Source organism: Pirellulales bacterium, from assembly GCA_035533075.1.
In the GTDB taxonomy this organism is placed as follows: Bacteria; Planctomycetota; Planctomycetia; order Pirellulales; family JAICIG01; genus DASSFG01.
Window position 1 is genome coordinate 1 of sequence record DATLUO010000110.1, and the last position, 17,132, is coordinate 17,132.

Below are 17,132 nucleotides of genomic sequence, written 5' to 3' on the forward strand. Positions count from 1 at the left end.
CGCCGCGCGCCTGCTCGGCGACAAGCAAGCCGGTTTCGACCGCTTGCTCGACCAGATTGCCACCATGAATACCGACGAAGCCGAGCTCTTCGCCACCGCCTACGCCGCCTGGAACGATCTCCTCATCGACGGCCGACCGGCCGACGAGAAGAGCATCCTCGCCGAGATTTACGGCTGGCACGAATCGAAGGAGAAATTCACGAGCGCTCGAATACGCAAGCGCCTGGAATGGATGCGGTCGAACAACTATGTGCCAACCGGGCAAGGCCAGAAGACGAAGCCCTTGCGAAACCAGGCGGCGAAGTTCGGGGGCAAACGAGGCGCTCGCCGCAAGTGAACCCGTCGCTTCCACAGCTTTATGGCATCGAGACGAAGCTCGCATCTGCGCCATGCCGGGCAAAAATGAACGAGCGTCGATTGACGAACCGACCTTTCGCGAATAGTATCTGGTAGGCGTTCCAGAGGTTCCGCATGAATTTTCGCCGTCCCAATGTATCGTACATCGAAGGCGAGAGCATTGCGCCCACGAACCTGTGCAAGCGCAAAGTCGAAGACTACGCCGGCAGCGTTGCGAAGATCGCCGAGTTCGACGTCGGCGACGATCCGGCGGAATTAGTAAGGCGGTTGTCGGGACGGATCAGCTACCATGACATCGACGAATGGCTGATTGAAGACGGATCGATTTACGTGCATGAGAAGTCGAATTTCGACATTCTGCTTGCGCACTACACGAGCCCGCTAAGAGACCGGTTCACCGTGGCCCACGAGCTCGGCCATTATTTCCTGCACTCGAATCAAGGCGAGCAGCCGATCATCGCCTATCGAAAGGGTTCGACGCGCATTGAGTGGGAGGCGAATTGGTTTGCCGCGGCGCTGCTCATGCCGCGCGACAAGTTCAAGGCAGCCTGTGCCAAAATCGACAATTTGGCGGTGATCGCCGCGAGGTTTGGGGTTTCGACCGATGCCGCCCGAGTCCGACGCGACGCCATTGGATGACCCCTGGCGTTGGAAACTTCGTCTCTTCGCAAGCGCCGATCTCGTCGGCTCTACCGCGTTCAAGGCGGCGCACGGCGACTCTCGCTGGGCGGCGACGTTCAAGGAGTTCTTCTCCGACTTTCCGCAGTTCGTCGAGGCTGACTACGCCGAGTTGCCGCCGAGGTTGCGCGGCTCCGCCGTACGCTTGAAGCCCTGGAAGTTTTCGGGCGATGAGATCCTGTTTTGGGTTGAGTTGCGAAGCTTCCGCCACGCGGCGGCGCATGTCCTCGCGCTGAAGCACGCAATTCGCAAGTTTGCGGACGTCTGGGCGGCCAAAGAAATACCTTTGCGATTGAAGGCCACGGCCTGGCTGGCAGGCTTTCCAGTAACGAACACCGAGATTCTCATTGGTGAACCGTCGGACGCTCAGAGGAAGACGCTCGATTTCATTGGCCCATCGATCGATCTCGGTTTTCGGATCGCAAAGTTTTGCGATGCAAGGCGGTTCGTCGTATCGGCCGACTTGGCTTTGATGCTGCTTGACGCCGTCGACGCCCTCGAGGTCGAGCGGCATCACTTTCACATTCATCTGCAGGGTCGAGAACCGCTGAAAGGCGTTATCGGCAACGAACCATATCCGATACTTTGGCTCGACATGCGCGACGGTCTGCCGCTGCTCGAAGAGCGATTGCTTGGCATTCACCGCGACTTTCGTTCCGACGATCTGAAGGATTATTTGCGGCAATTCCTCGACGACACCCCCAAGCTTCGCCGGCCATTCATCGCCGGCGACGCCGATCATCGCTACGGCACTGAAGATCGAGAGCTCGCCGAACTTCGCGAAGAGATGCGCGCCGAGGAGACCAACCGGCACTATCTCAGCCAGGGCGACAGCGAGCCGGCTAGCGAAGGCGCGCCTAGAGAACCATCGCCTCCCCCCGACAAGCTGCGCCCCGACGATCTGACGCTCGGCTATTTTTGAGGTCAGTAGGATTGCGAATGCACTGGACTGACGATATTTCCCTGCTGTTCGAACCGCTTAGAGAATTGTGCCTGGCCACGGACGACGGGGCCACCCGATCGGTGATGGCAGACGGGGCCCCGGAATTATCGGTACGGGAGTACGACAACTGGAACGGTGGAACAACCTATTATGCTCTTGCAATCCATATTCCGGTTCACCTCTATGCAAAGCTGGAAGACGCGATTGAGAATATTGAGCGCAAGATTCTCGCAAAAGTTGAGAAACTGCAGCGGCGAGAAACTCATGACTTCATCCGAGAGGTGCTGATCCAGCCCATGTCCGCGCGGGGCCCTCGAATTGTGCCCTCCTCAGAAAGTTCCTTTTGGCTCGCGGCACATTTTCGGCTCTTCGTTAGCCATTTGAGCGAGAACAAACTCGCCGCGGCAAACCTGAAGTCGGCACTTGCGCCGTACGGCATTTCTGCGTTTGTTGCCCACGAAGACATCAAGCCAACGCAGGAGTGGCAAGATGAAATCGAAAAAGCGCCTTTCTCCATGGACGGCTTGGCAGCGATCCTAGCGCCAAGATTCGGGGAGAGTCTCTGGACCGATCACGAAGTCGGACTCGCCTTGGGCCGAGGCGTAATTGTCTTGCCGATCAGATATGGCCTCGATCCGTATGGCCTTCCTGGAAAATATCAGGGGCTACAGGGCAAAGGACGCACGCTAAGAGAGGTCGCCGAAGCGGTGTTTCGTGCATTTCTCGACAATTCGCGGACTTCGGGGAGATTCGTTTCGTGCCTCGTCGAACAGTACCTGCTTGCGGCGCCTGGTGCGTCCCTCCTCACAAAACTCAAACTGCTGGACCGCGCGGAGGTGATCTCTACTGAACAGCTAAGTAAAATCCGGGAGAAAGCCGCCAACATTCCCGAGCTTCGCGCCGATAGCGAATTCCTCGCGCATGTGAACCGCCTCTTGAACAAGCACGGCGCAGAAAGCGTTCATCCCGAGGCACCGCGTGCCGACTTCCCAGATGACGATATTCCGTTTTGAGTTTAGCGCTCGATGAGTCTCGCAGATACAACCCGCTGGCTCGGCTACCAGGAATCACCAACGCTGGAGTTCAAAAGCGTCCCGGACCCGCGCGGAATTGCCGCGGCGGTGTGCGGCATGTTGAACACCGAGGGCGGAGTCGTCGCCGTGGGCGTTGCCGACGATGGTTCTGTCGTCGGCATTGAGGATGCCGAGAGCAAGGCGGAGGAGATTGGTCGAAGCCTGCGCCAGCGGATTTCGCCCGCCGCGCCCTGGTCGGTCATCAATACCGAGGCCGACGACAAGCCGGTGATCGTCATCGACGTGCCGAACGGACCGCGCAAGCCCTACGTGGTCGAGGGGAAGGTATTTGTGCGCGTCGGAGAGGCAAATCGCGCCGCGTCGGCCGACCACATCAACCGCCTGATTCAGGACCGCATCGGCGCGGACCAGCACTGGGAACAGCAACCCGCCGTCGGTACGGCGACGGAGGACCTCGATTCGCGCGAAGTTGAAAAGACGATTCGCCAGGCGATGGAAGCAGGACGATTCGACGCCAACATCACGGGACATGAAGACGCTCTGCGCCGGCTCAATCTGATTGTCGATGGCCGCCCAATTCAAGCGGCGGTGGTGGCCTTCGGTTCGCAGGTCATGCCGTGGTATCCGCAGTGCAGCTTGCGGTTGGCGTGGTTCCGGGGAGTGACCAAAGATGAGTTCGTCGATCAACGCATTGTCTCGGCGCATGCCTTCGGGTTGCTCGAAGAGGCCAACGGTTTTCTCAAACAGCACGTCCCCATCCGCGGAACATTTAGGCCCGACGAGTTAGTGCGCCAAGACCGCCCTCTTTATCCCATTCTGGCGCTGCGCGAAGCGCTCGTGAATGCGCTCTGCCACCGCGATTATGCCGTCGCCGGCGGCGCGATCAACGTGGCCATGTTTGACGATCGGCTGGAAATCGCCAGCACGGGCACGTTGCCCGGCGGGCTAAGCGTGGCCGACCTGAAGCGAGACCATTATTCGCAGCCCCGCAATCCGCTGCTGGCGGACCTGTTCTATCGCCGCGGCCTGATCGAACTGTGGGGCCGCGGCACACAGAACATGGTGCGGCTGTGTGTCGAAGCCGGTTGCCCGGAGCCGCAGTTCGAAGAGAGAGCCGGTGAGTTCGTCGTGCGATTCTTAGCGCCGAACTTCGCGCCCAACACGCCATCGGGCGTGCAATTGTCCCCGCGTCAGGCGGCCGTCTTTGGGCAATTCCTCGCCAACCCGGTGCAAAGCCTTCGTGAAGTTCGCGACAAGGTCGATCCCAGTCTCTCCGACAGCACCATTCGCAACGTGCTTAACTCCTTGCGCGACTTGGGTTTGATCGAGGCCGTTGGAGTTGGGCGAGGGGCTTTTTGGCGGCTCGTGCGATGGTCGAACGAGTCACGGAACGCCGCGCGGTGGAATGGCACAAAAAGGCACAAAAGGCACAGGAATGACACAGAAAGGCACAATTCGCAGAGCATGAGCACCGCATCGCAACCGATTGTCGGAAAAGCCTGGAACTTCGCCCACGTGCTGCGCGACGACGGCCTGTCGTACATGGCTTATACCGAGCAGATTACGTTTCTGCTGTTCCTCAAGATGGCCGATGAGCAGTCGAAGCCGCCCTACAGCCGCAAGTCGATCGTCCCGCCGCAATTCAATTGGCAAAGCCTCAAGGGCCGCGACGGCGACGAGCTGCTGAACCACTATCGGCACATTCTCGAAGAGCTGGGCAAGAAGCCGGGCATGCTCGGCGAAATCTTCAAACGGGCCAAGCCGGAGATTCAGAGTCCCGCCACTCTGCGGCGGTTGATCGTCGACCTGATCGACGCCGAAGACTGGTCGAAGATGGAGGCCGACGTCAAGGGTGATATCTATGAAGGGCTGCTGGCCAAGAGCGCGGCCGAATCGCCCAAGGGCGCCGGTCAATACTTTACGCCCCGCGAGTTGATCAAAGCCATTGTCGATTGCGTGCAGCCGGATCCCGGCGATATGGTTTGCGACCCCGCGGCGGGCACGGGCGGCTTCCTGCTCGCCGCGCACGAGTACGTCATGCAGAAGTACGGCCGCGAACTCGATCCCGACCAGAAGCGCCACCTGAAGCGGGCGTTCGTGCAAGGTTGGGAGCTTGTTCCCAACACGGCGCGGCTCTGCATCATGAACCTCTATCTGCACGGCATCGACGGCGAGCCTTGCCCGATCCATTCGGGCATCGACGCGCTGGCCAGCCATCCGGGCAAGCATTTCAGCCTGGTACTCACCAATCCGCCGTTCGGCAAGAAGAGCAGCATTGCCATCGTCAACGAAGACGGGGATTTAGAAAAGGAAGACACCGCCTACGAGCGGACCGATTTCTACACCACCACGAAGAACAAGCAGTTGAACTTCTTGCAGCACGTCAAGACGCTCTTGAAAATCGGCGGGCGATGCGCGATCGTCGTGCCCGACAATGTGCTGTTCGAAGGCGGCGCGGGCGAGACGGTGCGCCGCAAGCTGCTCGAGGCGTGCGACGTTCACACCCTCTTGCGGTTGCCGACCGGCATTTTCTACGCGCAGGGCGTGAAGGCGAACGTGCTGTTCTTCGAAGCCAGGGCCGCCCAGGAAAAGGCGTGGACCAAGAAGCTGTGGGTGTGCGACCTGCGGACCAACATGCACTTCACGCAAAAGACCAATCCGCACAAGCGCACCGATCTCGACGAATTCGTCGAGTGCTACAAGCCTGGGCAGCCACGCGAAAAGCGCCGAGCGACCTGGAGCGACAAGGCGCCGCAAGGCCGCTGGCGAGCCTTCGACTACGGAGAGCTCATCAAGCGCGACAAGATCAACCTCGATCTTTTCTGGCTCAAGGACGAAAGTTTGGAGGACTCGGCGGACCTGCCCGACCCCGATGTGATCGCCCAGGAAATCGCCGACGACCTGCAGACCGCACTGGAGCAGTTCGCGGCCATCTCGGCGAAGGTGAAGAGATCCTGATTCCCGCGGCGGCGATCGAACCGCGATCATGCTGGCCGCGATGCTACGGCTTCACGGCTGAAGCAGCTTCGCCAGCAAGAACTCGGTGGCGCTCTTGTATTTCTCCGACTTCGAGACGCCGGGAATGACCAGATGGCATTCCATGCCGCAGGCGTCGGCCTTCTCTTTCATCTTCACGCCGTAAACCGGATGGTGAATGCCGTGGCCGGCATCAAACGATAGTTGATGGCGGCATAGGAGATGCCTTTTTCCAAAAAGGGGCGGAATCGGGCAGGGTCTTCCTTCTTATCGCCGCCGATCCAACCGCCGCCATGAATATAGACCAAGAGCGGCCGCGGACCGTCGCCCTCCGCCTTCCAGAAATCGAGCACATCGGCGGCATGCGGGCCATACGAGACATCGCCGAAGGTCGGCCCGGTCGGCTCGGCCGCCGACGCCACGCCGGTGGATGCGAGAATGACGAACGACAAGGCCGTCAAGCGAGCGAGCTTCATGGGGGTTCTCCCGAGTAAAACCAAGTACATCTGGCCGTTGGCAGCGGCGATAATAGAATACCAATAGCGGAGCCGTCGATCGAGGTCTTGCTTGACGCAAACACGTGCATGAGACTTACTATGACCGTGACCGTTAACCTGCCGCCGGATCTGGAGAGCACGCTCCGTCGGCAGGCGGAGCGTAGCGGGCAGGCCATCGGCGACTTCGTTCTCGATGCCGTCAAGGAGAAGATCGCCAAAGCACGCGCTTTTCAGGATCTCTGCGCCCCTTTTGCCCAGGCGATCGAGGCTGCGGGCGTCAGCGACCAAGAGTTTCAAGACTTCTTCGACGGAGTGCGCGAAGAGGTGTGGCGGGACAAACAGGGCCAGACACCGTGACGCCAGGGACCGCGATCTGGCCGATCTGATGCACGATCCGAGCTTTCGCGGGCGGTATCCCGATCTTCTGATCCTTGACCCCGTCGATTTCCTGAAGGAAATCGAACGGCTTGAGTCGTCGCGGAGCGTCGTGGGGCAATGACATGGCCGTCATCGACCGGCGGCGATAGCCAAGACGATGGCGATTAAAGACAGGGCATTGAGAGCGCCGCAGCGGACAAGGAAAGGGATCAAGACGGCGAGCGCCGCTTTCTGCCCCGTCGTCTCATGGGCGTAAGCGAGGCCAATTCCGCTTAGAATAGCAGCAAGTAGGGCGCCCAGATATGGTCCGCAGAATGGGATCACCTCCAACAGCGCCGCACTGCCGAAAGCGTAGCAGACGACTCGAAGCGTCGTCTCATACGGATGCCGCGCCCCGCCAAGCAATGTGAGGCAGAGATGAAAGATACCCGACAAAATGAAAGGCACAGCAACTGCAGCGGCAAGCACAGCAATCACCGCAACGGCCCCCACCACGACGACGCCCGCAGGGCTCAGCGGCGCTCCGCGCAGGTGAGCTTGCGGCCTACCGGCCAGGAGGTTCAAAAGCTGCAGGCCGGCGCTGCAACAGACCGCGATGAGACCGCCGGTCAGTCCGCCCGCCAACGCGTACAAGAGCGGCGGCAGGAGACATCCTTCGCGTCGCAGGTTCAGAAACAGACTCTTTGGCGCGGAGTAGGCCAGCTTGGTTGTGGCCCAGAAGGAGGCCAGCGAAGCGCCGTCGCGTTCCCAAGGCGGTCCGTTTCGCGGCCCGCGGTATTCGTTCGCCTCATCAGCCGCGTCGTCGGACATGTACGACAACGGCGCGGCATACGCGTTGGTCGGATCGGGACGCGGCATGCCGGCCCTTTTACCTGGTTGCGCCGCCAATGGCCTCTGCACCGGTTCGGCGACGGGATAGGTTTCAATGGTGGGTGCAGGCTGAAAGGGAACGCCCTGCACCGCTCCGCACGATGGGCAGCGGGCCTTCTTGCCCGCCGCGTCGTCACCGGTGCGCAGCAGCTTGCCACATGCAGAACAGAGAAATTCGATCGACATGAAACGCTCGTCGCCCGGAGTTGCCGAATCGTCGGCCGCAGGCGGGCCGGACTGTTCAATAGCATGCGCGCAACGGTGGCCTTTTTCCAGGGGGACCCTGATTCTATTCAACGATCGCCTAAATGGCACGAGCCATGTGGGACCGCCGCCCTCGGCTATCGACCGGACGCGCTAGGTGCCGCCCCGCGCCTCCAGGGCAAGCCAGATCACCGCCAGCATCGTGCAGACGACGCCCATCACAAGGCCAAAGACGGCGCGCCCCCATCCGTGCAGCTTCGGGTTGCGCCGCAGGTCAATGACGGCGATGACGCCCAGAAGGATGGCGAACGGCGCCGGCACTATAATCACGGCGAACAGGCCCGTGTAGCCGGCCGCAATGGCCCAGCGCGACCGGCCGACCGGCAGGATCAGGCGGATGACGAAGTCTTCGAAGTCGCTAGACGCCGCGGGCAGCCGGAAGTCGTGGCAAGCATCTTCGTGTACAACTTCGCCGGGCCCGGCCAAACCGTGAACTTGGCGATTGGCTGAAAATCCTTGCAGCCGGTTGACTTGAAAGACAGAATGTCTTAGCATCGCGGTTGGGGATCAGACGATGTTAGAACCAGCCTCGCACGCCCAGGCGAATTCCATGGTCCGTCATTTCTTATTCGCGGTTGCGATCGTTTTGGGGCTTGGCGGAACGTGCCTGGCCAAAGATGAGGCAACGCGCCCTCGCCCTAGCCCTCTCCCGAAGGGAGAGGGAACAGCGCGCCATCGCCCGAAGGGAGAGGAAGCGAAGACGACGACGCAGGAACTGGCCGGATGGATCGATGCCCGCTTCGCCGAACAATATCAGGAAAGTGGCGAGCAGCCGGCCCCGTTGGTCGACGACGCGACTTTTCTTCGCCGATTGTTTCTCGATCTGCAAGGGCGGATTCCCACGGTCGCTCAAGTGCGCGACTTCATGGCCGATCAAAGCACGCTCAAGTCCTTGTTGCCCGAACAGGTGTTTGATTCGCTGGAACAGGCGCTCGGCTTGCCCGTGGCCAAAGCCGACAACGGCCCCCGCTTCAACGGCGAGCGGGCGCAGTTCGTGGCCCGCATGAACGAGTCGGCCGCCGAAACGCCGATCGACTACAAAGGCGGCATTCCGCAGGCGCTGATGTTGATGAACGGCAAGCTCACGGCCGACGCCACGAACCTGGAGTCGAGCCGCACGTTGCGGGCAGTCGTTGAAGCGCCGTTCCTTTCGGCCGAAGACAAAATCGAAACGCTCTTCCTCGCCGCGCTCACCCGCCGGCCGACGGAAGAGGAGCGGGAGTTCTTGCTCGATCACGTTCGGCAGCCGCCGGGCGAACAGGAGCGAAAGCAAGCCTACGCGCAGATATTGTGGGGGCTGATAAATAGTCCGGAGTTCGTGCTTAGTCGGTGAGAGATGAGGGATGAGAGAGTTGTGCGTAGGGTGGGACCAGCGAGCTTGCGAGCGCCGGCCCACCCTCGGCGCGACGTCGTTCACGGTGGGCCGGCGCTCGCAAGCTCGCTTTTTCCACTCTACGCTCATCCTTTGCTGAAAGCAATCGAAGGAGTCAAGACATGACAAACGGTTCTCGCTTATGTCTTCCCGTCTGTAATCCGGCCCTTTACTCCGATCGCATTGCGTTCGCCGCGCCTTTCTCGCGGCGCGAAGTTCTCGGCTGGAGCCTGGCCGGGGCGTTGGGCGTGTCGTTCAGCGGCTGGCTGCCGAGGTTGGCCGCCGCGGCGGGTCAGGCGGCGGCAAAACAGGGTAAGTCGTGCATTCTGCTGTGGATGAACGGCGGCCCGAGTCAGACCGATACCTTCGATCTGAAACCGGGCCACACCAACGGCGGCCCGTTCAAAGAGATCGCCACCGCGGCGGCCGGCGTGAAGATCAGCGAGCACTTGCCGGGCGTGGCCGAACAGATGAAAAGCCTGGCGATCATCCGCAGCCTATCGACCAAAGAGGGCGAGCACGGGCTGGCAACGCAGCTCATGATGACCGGTTATCCGGGACAGCAGGCCGGCGTGCGCTACCCGTCACTCGGCTCTTTGATGGCCAAAGAGCTGGGCAGCGACGACAGCGACCTGCCGAACTTCATCAGCCTGTCGCCGTTCCGCATGGTCGACGCGGGCTTCTTGGGTCCGAACTACGCGCCGCTGACCGTGTCGGGCGCCAGCGACGATCCGAACACGCGGGCCAACCTGGCGTTGGAGGATCTCGCACCGCCGCGAGACCGCGGCGAGAAGGCGCTGCAAAGCCAGTTCGACATCCTGCGGTTCATGGATCGCGAGTTCGACAAGAGCGACAAGGCCGACGCCGTGAAGGCCCACCGCGCCAGTTATGCCAAGGCGATGCGCATGGTCGAGTCGCAAGGCCGCAAGGCGTTTCAGCTCGACGAAGAGCCGGCCGAGCTGCGCGACGCCTACGGCCGCAATCGCTTCGGCCAGGGCTGCTTGTTGGCCCGCCGGCTGGTCGAGCGCGGCGTGGCGTTCGTCGAAGTGACGCTCTCCGGCTCACCGGGCAACGTCGCCGGCTGGGACACGCACCTCGACAACTTCAACCAGGTGAAGGCCCTGTCGCAGGTGCTCGACCCGGCCTGGGCCACGTTGATGAAAGACCTCCGCGACCGCGGTTTGTTGGAGTCGACGCTGGTGATCTGGATGGGCGAGTTCGGCCGCACGCCGAAGATCAATCCCAACGGAGGCCGCGATCATTTCCCGCTGGCCTGGAGCGTGGCGCTCGGCGGAGCGGGCATCCGCGGCGGCCAGGCGATCGGCAAGACCAGCCCCGATGCGATGACGGTGGCCGATCGTCCCGTCTCCGTGGCCGACCTCTATGCCACGATCTGCACGGCCCTGGGTGTGGACTACAAGAAGGAGAACATTTCGCCTGAAGGCCGGCCGATTCCACTGGTCGATCGGGGAGGGACGCCGATTAAGGAACTGGTGGCATGATTTTGGATTTTGGATTTTGGATTTTGGATTTTGGATTGCCGCCAGGGGGCATCACCTAGCGACTCGCATTCCCGAACGCACGGGCACGCCTCGCCGCAAAGTGGCGACGGCACCGACAATCCAAAATCCAAAATCCAAAATCCAAAATCCCAACGCCCATGATATCGCCGCTGTTTTTGTTGCTGAGCGTGCTCGCGGCCGATGCTCCACCGAAGGTGGTGGCCAAGGCCTCGGTCGATGCTGCGCGCGGCAAGGCCGAGGCAACGCCGGACCGCGAGAACCCGGCCGACCGCCGAGACGTGCTGCTGTTGCTCGACGGCGGGCCGCTGCACTTGCGATTGCACCTCTCGCTGGCCGGAGTCTCACTCGCCGAAGCGCGCCGGCAGTACGTCGGCCGCCTCATCAACTCGCTCGATACCAATCGCGACGGCAAACTGACGCGCGAAGAAGCCGCCCGGTCGCCGCTGCTGCGCACGAAGAGCCGCCCCAACGCCGCCCAATTCTTGAAAGGTCTGGGCGCTCCGGCCCTCCTCTCGGCCCGCGACGTCGATCGCACCGTCGAACGACTGGGCGGCGAACCGGTCGCCTATCGCCAGGATCTCAGCTCGTCGAAGAATGATCTGGAAGTCTTCAAGCTGCTCGACACCGACTCCAACGGCCTGCTCGATCAGAAAGAGCTCGACGCCTCGCCCGACCTGGTGCTGGTCAAAGACGACGACGGCGACGAGTGCGTCAGCTTCGAGGAGTTTTTTCCGCCGCCTCCTCAGCCCGATCCGATGCAAGTGTTGCTGGGCCTGGCCCAACGCACGTCCCCGCCGACGCCCACCGTGGCCGACATCGTGCGCGACGCCCAAGAGCCACTGTTGCCGCGGCGGTTGTTGGCCAGGTACGATCGCAACCGCGATCTGCAGCTTGCCGCCGCCGAGTTGAACTGGCCCGCGGAGCGCATCAAGACGCTCGATACCGACGGCAACGAAAAGCTCAATGCCCAGGAGTTGGCGGCCGTCGGCCGGTCCACGCCCGACATCGAGCTTTCGGCCGATCTCGAACCGAACGACGCGGACGGGGGGGCGATCGACGTGCGGGCAACGGGCGGCCAGCGCCTCGACTCCGGCGAACGGGCCGATTATGCCAAGGTGGCGTTCTCCGCGGCCGTCGTCACCTTCTCGCACCGCAATCTCGATCCGATCGCCTCGGCCGTCGAGAACGCCATGCGGCAATTCAACCAGCTCGACATGGACGCCAACGGCTACCTCGACCGCGACGAGACGGCCGAGCGCATCCGCTTCGAACGCGGCCTGTTCGAGCTGATGGACGCCGACGGCGACGACAAGATTTTTGCCGACGAAATGAAGCAATATGTGGCGGCGCGCGGCGAGCCCGCGGCGACCACCTGCCGTGTCAACGTCTACGACACCGGCTACGGCTTCTTCATGGCGCTCGACGCCAACGCCGATGGGCGGGTCTCGGTGCGCGAGCTGCGGCACGCCCCGATGGCTCTGGCCCAGCTCGACCGCGACCGGCGGCCCGGCATCGCGGAAAAAGAGCCGGTGCGGCACTTCCATATCGAGTTCGTGCGCGGCAGCTATCAGCTTTTTGGCCCCAGCGAGCAGCTTGCCGCCCAAACGCCGGCCTTTCAGCAGCGCCGGCCGATCGGGCCGATCTGGTTTCAGCGGATGGACCGCAACAACGATGGCGACCTGACCTGGAACGAGTTTTTAGGCCCCCGCAAAGTGTTTCACGGCCTCGACCACGACGCCGACGGACTCATCGACCCGCAGGAAGCGGAGAAAGCACGGTAGGATTTTGGATTTTCGATTTTGGATTGGTGGCCGGGGCAGAGCTTGGCCAGGCACGACGTCGAAAGTGCGAAACGACGTCATGGCCAAGCGATGCCCCGGTGCCGCCGAACTGGCACGGCGGCACCGGGGCATCGCCTGGCCGCGACGCCGAATGGCAAGTTCAAGCCGTAGCGGGCCAGGCTCTGCCCCAGCCACCGATCACGACGGACAACTGACCACGGACCACGGACACATAACATGACGGCAACGAACGAAGATCTGGCAGTGATCGAACGCCTGCGCGAAGCGCGCGACCGCGTGACGCAAGAGATGAGCAAAGTGGTCGTCGGGCAGCACGAGATCATCGACTCGCTGTTGATCGGACTGCTCTGCCGCGGGCATATTCTTTTGCACGGCGTGCCGGGACTCGGCAAGACGCTCATGGCCCGCACGCTGGCCCGCACGCTCGACATGGAGTTCCGCCGCGTGCAATTCACGCCCGACCTGATGCCCGCCGACATCACCGGCACCGACGTGATGGAAGAAGACCAGGCGACGGGCAAACACCGCGTCTCCTTCGTGCCCGGCCCGGTGTTCACGAACTTTCTCTTGGCCGATGAGATCAACCGCACGCCGCCCAAGACGCAGGCGGCCCTGCTGCAAGCGATGCAGGAAGGCGAAGTCTCGGTGGGGCGCGAGACCTATCGGTTGAAGCCGTCGTTCTTCGTGGTGGCGACGCAGAACCCGATCGAGATGGAGGGCACGTATCCGCTGCCCGAAGCGCAGCTCGACCGCTTCATGTTCAACCTGAAGGTCAAGTATCCGACGGTCGACGAAGAGGTGCAGATCATCAAAGGCACCACCAGCACGCTGGCGGCGCATGCCGACAAGGTGCTGGCCGCGGAGGAAGTATTGCGGCTGCAAGAGCTGGTGCGGGGCGTGCCGATCGCCGACAGCGTCGTGCGTTACACCGCCCGGCTGGTCGCGTCCACGCGGCCCGAAGCTGGTCAAGCGTCAGGTGCATTGGCGGCCATTCACAGATACTTGGCGTACGGCGCCAGCCCGCGCGCATCGCAGTATATGGTGCTGGGCGCCAAGGGCCGGGCCATTTTGTCGGGCAAATACCACGTCGATTTTGCCGACATTCAAACGATGGCCGCGCCCGCCCTGCGGCACCGCCTGGTGCTCAACTTCCACGCTCGTGCCGACAATCTCGACGCCGACGCCCTCGTCGAACGGCTGCTGAAGCTGGTGCCGGTGGAGGAAAAACTATGACGGCCATTCTGCTCCGCCGTTGTTCGTTGCGAGACTGCCTGTGTCTTGCGATATTGTTCGTCTCGTTGCGACAGGGAATCGCCGGTTCCGCCATCGCGACAACGGTTGTTCCATTCCAGTCCGCCGCGAAGCTCGAATCCAGATTAGACTGCCCAAGGCGCCTCGACGATGCTCGGACGTTCGACGGCCGCTGCGCTCGCGGGACGCGAAATATAGCAGCTCATGCTCTCCGAAATCTCGCCTTGCCGCTCCAAGAAACAGCCCACTATCCGAACAAAAAGTAGCCACCCCCCATCGGGCAGGTTGACCGGTTGACGGCTAGGCACTAGCATCGCATCAGTGTCGCGTTAGCCCTCACGTCGGAGCGTTAGAAGAGGCGGACAAGGCATGACATGAGATACAGATTTGTTACGACTGCGGTTTTTGCAGGCAGCGTATCGCTCTTGGCTTTTTTAGCGGTGCCGCGGTGGGTATCCGTAGTTCCCGCCCCCACCGTCCAAGATCGCGGGGCGACCGGCTGCGGGCCACGTTTCAGTGGCCCGTTGGCACTCCGCTACCATTTCCCACGCGGTTGCCTCCCGCCAGGACTTGAGCCTGAATTTCTTGCCGCTCGTCTGAAGATCGAGCGCCAACCGAGTATCAGCGATGTCATTCACTGCCTGCACGCGTTCCGCGCGTGCCCGCAGCGGCTTGACGAGGTGATGGGGGCTTCTTTCGACGAATTGAAGTCGGTGCTGTTGGACCAGAATGTCGCCGAGCACCGATACAACGGCTCTATAACGATAGTGCGCACCTCCCACGGGCTCAAATATGTGACGGCGACAACGGTTCAGGCGATCGATGCCTCGGCTCAGGCAACTGCACCTCGCCATGCGGTGGTGCGTGTGGTTGGTACACCACAGATTATGTCGACTGCAGCGGCCAGTGGCACTATTACCCCTTCTGATATAAGTCGGACGGTTGAGTCAAACCTCGCTGCGAGATCTAATTAGTGCATGACATATAGATACTTGGCACGACCGGCCTCGCGTAATGGGGAATGCGTACGTCGAAGCCAGCAACCCGGCAAAAGGAGTTTCAATGACGCCTTGTCAGCTAATCGGACCACGACGGCTGCGCACCACCCGTGCAGCCTGCGTGTGCGGCCGACTACTCGTTTCCGCATCATTGGTGTTTCTTGCTGGGGGCGATGGGGGCGCTGTTCGCGCGGAAGCGGAAGTATCCCTGCCAGCGCAGGCTCCGCCACACTGGCGATCCGGTCCTTACTGCGGCGTAAACGCGGCGTATCTTTTCCTGAAACTCTCTGGTCGCGACGACATCAGTTTTGCATCTATTGAAAGCCAGATTCCGATTTCCGTCTCGGGCAGCAGCGTCCTGTCCGTCACGAACTGCCTGCGGAATCATGGTGTCGATGCCGTGGCCGTGCGGGCCACTCCAAAAGAACTTTATCGAGTACCGAAGCCGGCAGTCGCGTTATTTGAGCCAGACGAGCGCGTGAGCTTCGAGCCGGAAGGGCGACGCCACTTCGTTGTCGTCACTTCCGCGAATGAGGCAGCAGTGCAGTATGTCGACGCAGCGTCCGCGATGATCCAGACACGTACCGCGGAGGAGTTTATCAGGAGCTGGAGCGGCGTCCTTGTCGTCCAGGAGGGTGCGGACCACCGTTTTGCCGTCGCGTGCGCCCTAGCCGCAGTGGCGGTGCCGGCGGTGTGCGTGGTTCTTTTCGCGAGCCTTCGCCGTTACCACGCGCGGTTCCTAAGAGGAGCTTTACTGAAGCGACTAGGCGGAGATTAGGGATGTTTACGGACTTGTTCAGACGCCTCTCGATTGCGGCGTTTTCGCTTCTTGCCGCGCTGACGATCCCGCGCGCCGCGGCGAGAGGCGCGCAAGCCGCGACGCTCGCGGAAATCGCGGTCAGGATTCAAAAATCACGCGAGCAGGTCGAGTCATTCGGCTTTACGGTAGAGCGCTACGGAATCTCGCGTAGTGGGGCAAGCCGCGTTGTCGAGCCAAGTGAAACTGAGACATTTATCTTTAAGGGACCGTTGAGGTATCTGGAACGAACGCGCGTTACGAACGGACCGCGGCGCACGGAGAGCGCGGCGGTGCAGGAAAAGACCGGAACGAACGGGTCGTCCGCCGCATCCCGCGCGTCGAGCGGCCCCCCTGAGCAAGTTCGCACTCATGAAACGCGCGCGTTCGATGGCCGCCAACTTCGATTCATCCTCGGCGACCGCCTTGCGGAGATTCATTCCCCAAAAACACGGGACATTGTGGTCGGAAGCCGATTTGACCCATACTATTTGAAGCTCATCGGATGGTTTGTGCCCGATCCGCTTGCGACGTCGGCATTCGAGGACGCGCGGCGCGCGGGCTGCTTGCCCGACGTCTTCACTTCGGGTGGATACACCGCGGTTCGCGATGCGTGTAGCGGACGCCAATGTACGCGTGTCGATGGCGAGTACCGTATTATCCTCGACGGAAAGGAGTTCTTTCACGGCACTGAAAAGCTGTGGCTCGATGACGAACGGTGCTTCTGTCTCGTGAAACGCGAAGTGACGAATGCGCGCGCGCGGCGGCTCGAATGTATAATAGAAACTGACTCGCCAATAGCGATCATTGATGGGTGCTGGGTTCCGAAGATCTGTCGGGTCTTTGACTATAGCAGCGGCGCCTCGGAGCCTAAGGTTACGGAGCTGCGACTAACTAGTTGGCGCGTGAACAACCACACCGATCAACAGTTTTCGGTCTCGCTGCCGCCTTATGCAAGGGTGACCGACCTTCCGGAAACGCTTGAACGCGGCATTTCGTTCAGCACGCCGGTCGTTAAGTACACCGACGGCAACGGAAATCTACTTGATGAGCCGCCGGAAGAGGTGTTCAAGGGCCGGCGAGCTCGATACAACCACTGGATTATCGCTGCAACGCTCACGTGCGCGGTCGGCTTCCTGTGCTGGCGACATCGACGCCGTCAAAGAGCTGCGCGCGCATCAGGCGGGACGGTGTAGCCACAGCAAAGTAAATCCGATATGACATTATCGCTCAAATCGATCGCGATAGTGTGGAGCCTATCTTCCGCAGGTCGCGCCGGGGATTTCGGCGGGGTTTCCGCGGTCGAGCGGGCCACTTCGCGCGGCCGCGCGCCCAGGCGATCCCGGCTGAGTCGGCAACCGTTCGCCGAACACCCGCTCGCTACGATTCTCAC

General features: G+C 61.5%; 17 protein-coding genes. 13 read left to right on the forward strand and 4 right to left on the reverse strand.

Translation table 11 applies throughout. The features are described 5' to 3' along the window. From VNH11_14335 to VNH11_14355, 5 genes are all read left to right on the forward strand, one after another. Nucleotides 1-337: hypothetical protein (locus VNH11_14335; protein ID HVA47545.1), on the forward strand; the 337-nt coding region annotated here is incomplete at its 5' end. Nucleotides 338-471: 134 nt separating this feature from the next. Further along, nucleotides 472-996 (forward strand): ImmA/IrrE family metallo-endopeptidase, encoded by a 525-nt coding sequence (locus VNH11_14340; GenBank protein ID HVA47546.1) that lies wholly within the window; start codon nt 472-474, stop codon nt 994-996. After that, on the forward strand, nt 962-1,957 hold the full coding sequence (locus tag VNH11_14345; GenBank protein ID HVA47547.1) for a hypothetical protein: 996 nt from the start codon (nt 962-964) through the stop codon (nt 1,955-1,957). Before VNH11_14340 ends, VNH11_14345 begins: the two co-directional genes overlap by 35 nt. Nucleotides 1,958-1,974: 17 nt before the next feature. Then, on the forward strand, nt 1,975-2,991 hold the full coding sequence (locus tag VNH11_14350; protein HVA47548.1) for a toll/interleukin-1 receptor domain-containing protein: 1,017 nt from the start codon (nt 1,975-1,977) through the stop codon (nt 2,989-2,991). 12 nt (nt 2,992-3,003) lie between these two features. Then, nucleotides 3,004-5,970 carry an N-6 DNA methylase gene (locus VNH11_14355; GenBank protein HVA47549.1) on the forward strand — a complete coding sequence of 989 codons (2,967 nt, stop codon included), beginning with the start codon at nt 3,004-3,006 and terminating at the stop codon, nt 5,968-5,970. Between the two features lie 51 nt (nt 5,971-6,021). Here VNH11_14355 and VNH11_14360 read toward each other — a convergent pair whose 3' ends face one another. Together VNH11_14360 and VNH11_14365 are read right to left on the reverse strand one after the other, a co-directional pair. Continuing rightward, complete coding sequence (locus tag VNH11_14360; GenBank protein ID HVA47550.1) at nt 6,022-6,147, reverse strand: hypothetical protein; 126 nt, start codon at nt 6,145-6,147, stop codon at nt 6,022-6,024. Then, the gene (locus VNH11_14365) at nt 6,144-6,464 is read right to left on the reverse strand and encodes a hypothetical protein (protein ID HVA47551.1); all 321 of its coding nucleotides are present in this window, start codon (nt 6,462-6,464) and stop codon (nt 6,144-6,146) included. The genes VNH11_14360 and VNH11_14365 overlap by 4 nt, the downstream gene beginning before the upstream one ends. Nucleotides 6,465-6,584: 120 nt before the next feature. On the opposite strand from VNH11_14365, the gene VNH11_14370 reads away from it, so the two are divergent. Further along, nucleotides 6,585-6,842, forward strand: a complete 258-nt coding sequence (locus tag VNH11_14370; GenBank protein HVA47552.1) for a hypothetical protein — start codon at nt 6,585-6,587, stop codon at nt 6,840-6,842. A 150-nt stretch (nt 6,843-6,992) separates the two neighbouring features. Here VNH11_14370 and VNH11_14375 read toward each other — a convergent pair whose 3' ends face one another. Both VNH11_14375 and VNH11_14380 read right to left on the reverse strand, forming a co-directional pair. Next, entirely contained in the window at nt 6,993-7,919 is a 927-nt protein-coding gene (locus tag VNH11_14375; GenBank protein ID HVA47553.1) for a YIP1 family protein, read from the reverse strand. A 171-nt stretch (nt 7,920-8,090) separates the two neighbouring features. Then, nucleotides 8,091-8,492, reverse strand: coding sequence for a hypothetical protein (locus VNH11_14380; GenBank protein ID HVA47554.1), 402 nt, complete (start codon nt 8,490-8,492; stop codon nt 8,091-8,093). Between the two features lie 19 nt (nt 8,493-8,511). On the opposite strand from VNH11_14380, the gene VNH11_14385 reads away from it, so the two are divergent. The 7 genes from VNH11_14385 to VNH11_14415 all read left to right on the forward strand — a co-directional run bounded on the left by VNH11_14385 (nt 8,512) and on the right by VNH11_14415 (nt 16,935). Beyond that, the gene (locus VNH11_14385) at nt 8,512-9,330 is read left to right on the forward strand and encodes a DUF1549 domain-containing protein (protein HVA47555.1); all 819 of its coding nucleotides are present in this window, start codon (nt 8,512-8,514) and stop codon (nt 9,328-9,330) included. A gap of 161 nt (nt 9,331-9,491) precedes the next feature. Then, nucleotides 9,492-10,871 (forward strand): DUF1501 domain-containing protein, encoded by a 1,380-nt coding sequence (locus VNH11_14390; GenBank protein HVA47556.1) that lies wholly within the window; start codon nt 9,492-9,494, stop codon nt 10,869-10,871. 158 nt (nt 10,872-11,029) lie between these two features. Further along, the gene (locus VNH11_14395; protein ID HVA47557.1) at nt 11,030-12,673 is read left to right on the forward strand and encodes a hypothetical protein; all 1,644 of its coding nucleotides are present in this window, start codon (nt 11,030-11,032) and stop codon (nt 12,671-12,673) included. A gap of 237 nt (nt 12,674-12,910) precedes the next feature. Further along, nucleotides 12,911-13,927, forward strand: a complete 1,017-nt coding sequence (locus tag VNH11_14400) for a MoxR family ATPase (GenBank protein ID HVA47558.1) — start codon at nt 12,911-12,913, stop codon at nt 13,925-13,927. 542 nt (nt 13,928-14,469) lie between these two features. Further along, complete coding sequence (locus tag VNH11_14405) at nt 14,470-14,919, forward strand: hypothetical protein (GenBank protein ID HVA47559.1); 450 nt, start codon at nt 14,470-14,472, stop codon at nt 14,917-14,919. Between the two features lie 88 nt (nt 14,920-15,007). After that, a complete protein-coding gene (locus VNH11_14410; protein ID HVA47560.1) occupies nt 15,008-15,721 on the forward strand; it encodes a cysteine peptidase family C39 domain-containing protein in 714 nt (237 codons plus the stop codon). Between the two features lie 2 nt (nt 15,722-15,723). Beyond that, nucleotides 15,724-16,935 (forward strand): hypothetical protein, encoded by a 1,212-nt coding sequence (locus VNH11_14415; GenBank protein HVA47561.1) that lies wholly within the window; start codon nt 15,724-15,726, stop codon nt 16,933-16,935. Nucleotides 16,936-17,132 lie beyond the last annotated feature (197 nt).